General features: G+C 70.3%; 2 protein-coding genes and 1 pseudogene. All 3 read left to right on the forward strand.

Features of this window, described 5'->3' with window-relative positions; translation table 11 throughout:
* Positions 1-104: 104 nt before the first annotated feature.
* Positions 105-1,844, forward strand: a pseudogene (locus ENN83_RS11330) (phage tail tape measure C-terminal domain-containing protein); the annotation flags it as partial.
* Complete coding sequence (locus ENN83_RS11335; RefSeq protein WP_287187102.1) at positions 1,841-2,467, forward strand: DUF2460 domain-containing protein; 627 nt, start codon at positions 1,841-1,843, stop codon at positions 2,465-2,467. The pseudogene ENN83_RS11330 and the gene ENN83_RS11335, both read left to right, overlap by 4 nt.
* Entirely contained in the window at positions 2,464-3,348 is an 885-nt protein-coding gene (locus ENN83_RS11340; RefSeq protein WP_287187105.1) for a DUF2163 domain-containing protein, read from the forward strand. Before ENN83_RS11335 ends, ENN83_RS11340 begins: the two co-directional genes overlap by 4 nt.
* Positions 3,349-3,406 lie beyond the last annotated feature (58 nt).

Genomic DNA, 3,406 nt, shown 5'->3' on the forward strand with positions numbered 1-3,406 from the left:
CAGAACGGTCCATCACGACCCAGCCCATTACGATCCAACCGCCGCCGCTGCCCGGCATATTTAAGGTGCCGGGCAGCGGCTCCCTTCTAACCCGGGAGCCTGTGATCGTCGTAAGACAAGCCCCCGCGCTGGAAGCGGTCGCCAACGCCATGGCGGCGGTCGCCAGCCGCACCGGGCCGCTGGGCATCGCGATCCGCGGTCTCTTCGACAACATTGGCCGCCTGGCCGCCATTGCCACCACCTTCGCCGCCTTCCTTGCCGGTCGCTGGGTTGCCGGGATGGCCGCTGCTGCCCTCTCGGTCCGTGGCCTCGCCACGGCGCTGGTCGTGCTGCGGGGCGCGCTGATCCGGACCGGCATCGGGGCGCTGATCGTCGGCGCGGGCGAGCTCGTCTATCAGTTCACCCGCCTTGTCTCCGGCGCGGGCGGGTTTGGCGAAGCGATGTCGCTCCTGAAGGACTTGGCCGTAGAGGTCTGGGAGCGGATCAGGATGGGGGCTGCAGCGGCGGGCGCGGCCGCCACGGCGATGTTCTTCGACCTGAAGGCCGACGCCGCCTCGGGCATGCAGAGCGCCATCGAGAGCGTGGTGGCTTTCGGCAACATGGCCGCGAACACCTTCGAAGGCGCCTACGAGGCGATCAAGGCGATCTGGGGCCTGCTGCCCGCCGCGATCGGCGATCTGGCGTTCCAGGCGGCCAACAGCCTCGTCGACGGCGTCGAGGCGATGCTGAACGGCGTGGTCTCGCGCATCAATGGCTTCATCGGCGGGATCAACCAGGGGCTGGAAGCGCTCGGGTCCGCGCGGCGTATCTCGCTGGTGCCGGACCTCGACCTGGGCGAGATCGAGAACCGCTTCGAGGGTGCGGCGACGGTCGCGACCACCGCCGCGCAGACGGCCTTCGACCGGGCGTTCGAGGACAACCCGCTCACTGCGCCTGATCTCGGACTGACCGAGGCGGCAAACCGGGCGCTCGAGTCCGCGAACCTCTATCGCGGGGCCGCGCGCGATCTGGCCGAAGGAGCCCGCGCCCCTCTGGAAAGCTGGCAGGCGCTGCGCGATGCCGTGCGCGGCACCGACGAGGCGAGCGCGGATGCGCTGACCGAGGCCACCGGCGCGGCCGAGCGGCTGGAGACGGCGCTCGGCGATGCGGAACGGGCCGCGACGGGTGCCGGTGCGGCCGCCGGGGCTGCGGCTGCTGCGGCGGAGCCCGACACCGAGGCCGCCGTCACCGGCTGGCAGGCCGTCACCGCCGCTCTGTCGGACTACGCCAGCAAGGCCCGCGACATCGGTGGCGACATTGGCCAGAGCCTTGTCGGCGCCTTCCAGTCGGCGGAGAACGCGGTGGGCCAGTTCGTGAAGACCGGCAAGCTGAACTTCCGCGACCTCGTCACCTCGCTGCTCGCGGATCTCGCCCAACTGGCGGCGCGCCGGTTCATCCTGGGACCGATCGCCAATGCGCTTTCGGGCGTGTTCTCCGGGGCGGGCGTTCGCGGGGCTTACGCGGCCCCACTGGGGCCACGGTCCCCACTCACCTACGCCAACGTCCTCCATGCGGGCGGGATGGTCGGATCGGCCGGGCCCTCGCGCATGGTCCCGGCCACGGCCTTCGCCGCTGCGCCCCGGATGCATTCCGGCGGCATGGCGGGGCTACGCCATGACGAGGTGCCCGCGATCTTGCAACGCGGCGAACGGGTGCTGTCGCGGCGGGAGGCACAGAGCTACGGCGCGGGCGGCGGGGTCAACGTCACGATCATGGCGCGCGACGCCGAGAGCTTCCGGCAGTCCCGCACGCAAGTTGCCGCCGACATCGCCCGCGCCGTCTCGCTCGGGCGGAGGGGCATGTGATGTTCCACGAGGTCCGGTTTCCGGACAATATCAGCCGCGGCGCGCGCGGCGGGCCGGAGCGGCGCACGCAGATTGTTGAACTGGCTTCTGGCGACGAGGAACGCAACGCCAGCTGGGCCAATTCGCGGCGGCGCTACGACGTCGCCTACGGCATCCGCCGCGCCGATGATCTGGCGGCCGTCGTCGCTTTCTTCGAGGCGCGGGCCGGGCGGCTCCACGGCTTCCGCTTCAAGGACTGGGGCGATCACAAGTCCTGCCTGCCGTCGGGTACGCCATCGCCCACCGACCAGGCGATCGGTACCGGCGACGGCGCGACGACCGCCTTCCAGTTGGCAAAGCGCTACGCCTCCGGCCCGCAGTCCTGGACGCGGGCGGTCATCAAACCCGTCGCCGGAACTGTGCGCATCGCGCTGGGCGGGACCGAGCAGATGTCGGGCTGGTTGATCGACACCACCACCGGCGTCGTCACCTTCGGCGCGGGCCCCGGTGCAGGCGTCCCCGTCACCGCAGGCCTCGACTTCGACACCCCCGTCCGCTTCGATACCGACACGCTCGACGTGACGCTCGACCTCGAACGGCTGGGGTCCATCGCCTCCATCCCGCTTCTGGAGATCCGCAGATGAAGCAGCTCGACCCCGCCCTTCAGGCCCATCTCGACGACGGGACGACGACGCTGGCCTGGAGCTGGCGCATCACGCGTGCCGATGGCGTCAGCTTCGGTTTCACCGATCACGACCGGACGCTGGCCTTCGAGGGCACCGAGTTCGAGCCAGAGAGCGGGTTCACCGCGTCGGAGGTGCGATCCGGTTCGGACCTGTCGGTCGATGCGCAAGATGCCGAGGGCGTGCTGTCCTCGGACCGCATTACCGAGACCGACATTCTCGACGGGCGCTGGGACAATGCCGAGGTCGAGCTCTGGCGGGTGAACTGGACCGATCCCGGCCAGCGCGCGCTGCTTCGCCGGGGCGCCATCGGTCAGGTCCGGCGCGGGCGCGTCGCCTTCGTCGCAGAGGTTCGCAGCCTCGCCCATGTGTTGGGGCAGACTGTCGGGCGGACGTTTCAGGCGGGGTGCGACGCCGCGCTGGGCGATACGCGCTGCGGGGTGAACCTCGACGCGGCAACGTTCCGTGGCATGGGCGCGGTCACCGATCTCCTGCGCGAGCGGGTCTTCACGGCCTCGGGGCTCGGCACCTTCGCGGCGGGATGGTTTGCGCATGGGACAGTCGAATGGACCTCCGGCGCCAATGCCGGTCGTCAGGCGGAAGTGCTGTCGCACGATCTCGTCGACGGGCTGGCGATCCTGACGCTGCTCGAGCCGCCGGTGCGCCCTGTCGCCGAGGGCGACAGCTTCCTCGCCCGCGCGGGCTGCGACAAGCGTGTCGCGACCTGCAGCACGAAGTTCGGGAACGTCGTGAACTTCCGCGGCTTCCCACATATCCCCGGCCAGGACACGATCCTGCGCCACGCCTCGCGCGATGGCGGCCACGACGGGGCGGTGCTGTGAGCGCCGCTAGAGTTGTTTCCGATCAAGTTGAAGCATATCCTGCGTGCCGGAGATAGCG

The sequence above is a fragment of the Rhodovulum sp. genome (assembly GCF_011048875.1).
Taxonomy (GTDB): domain Bacteria; phylum Pseudomonadota; class Alphaproteobacteria; order Rhodobacterales; family Rhodobacteraceae; genus Rhodovulum; species Rhodovulum tesquicola.